The organism is Endozoicomonas sp. SESOKO4, from assembly GCF_024606275.1.
The window spans coordinates 1-1,087 of sequence record NZ_JAHHPS010000128.1; the positions used below are offsets into that span (position 1 = coordinate 1).

A 1,087-nucleotide genomic window follows, 5' to 3' on the forward strand; every position below is an offset into this window, starting at 1 on the left:
CCTTGGCTAAACAGACAACCTCTCGAAAACCCAAATAGCGAATAAGCACAGATTCTAGTTCAACGGGCAAATCGAGTAATAAACATTGATTGTTGTTATAGACACTCACTTCTCTACCTGCATTGATACCCGTTGGCGCTTGCTCTATTTGAAGCGACTCAGGTGTTGACGGGAGTAGCCCGTCAACGCTGGTATGGTTGTCCATAACATTCATGCCTTATTTCTCCATAGCTAGTAGTTATCCTCTCTAAGAAAGGACATTCAAAATGAATTCGATAGGTTGGATTCGGTTTTTTGATGAAAGTTCACACGATTGAGGTCAGTGAAAGCAGGAAAAAAACAGAGCCCTGATCCGGAAAAATTCTTCAAGCTCATGGATCACAATAGGATGCACCAAACCTGAGACGGAGGGTAGATTACACCCCTTCGATCAACATCGTCCTTCCGTAGTTCAGTGATTCTCGCACTGAAATCATTACTGATGGTCACTACATATCGGTCATCGGGACTGAAGTGGGCTGAGTTGATGGGTTCCTCGTGTTGGATGGTGGCTTTTCCCAGCCATGACCCATCGGCCCGTTGACCACAAATTTTCGCCGTGCCATCCAAACTGGCGGTTACCACATGACAACCATCGGCACTGAAGGTGGCTGTGAAGACTCTGTGCCCATGGGTAATGCAGGCTTCTTCCAGCCATGACCCGTCGGTCTGGAGACCACTGATTTTTGCCGTCTTATCATAACTGGCGGTCACCACATGCTGACAATCGGCACTGAAGGTAGCTGAGGTGACCTCTCCGTTGTGGGAAATGCAGGCTTTTTCTTGCCATGATGAAGCACCCTTCAGGCTATAGATTTTCACCTTGCCATCCCAGCTGGCGGTCACCACATGGCAGCTATCAGCACTGAAGGTGGCTGCGGTGAGAGAATCATCATGATCAATCGTGGCTGCTTTTCTCCATGATCCATCGGCCTGCTGGTCATAGATACTTGCCGCGCGAGGTGAATTGAAGGTTAACAGGTGGCAGCTGTCGGCGCTGAAATGGACGATTTTGCTCTGGTTTCGAATGGTGGCTTTTTCCATCCAT

Annotated in this window: 2 protein-coding genes; both read right to left on the minus strand. The window is 48.4% G+C overall.

All coding sequences use genetic code 11. The features are described 5' to 3' along the window. A partial coding sequence (locus tag KDK16_RS02360) for a hypothetical protein (RefSeq protein WP_257274486.1) occupies positions 1–214 on the minus strand: 214 nt, incomplete at its 3' end. Positions 215–378: 164 nt separating this feature from the next. Then, positions 379–1,087 (minus strand): WD40 repeat domain-containing protein (locus KDK16_RS02365; protein ID WP_257274487.1); only part of this gene is annotated, 709 nt, incomplete at its 5' end.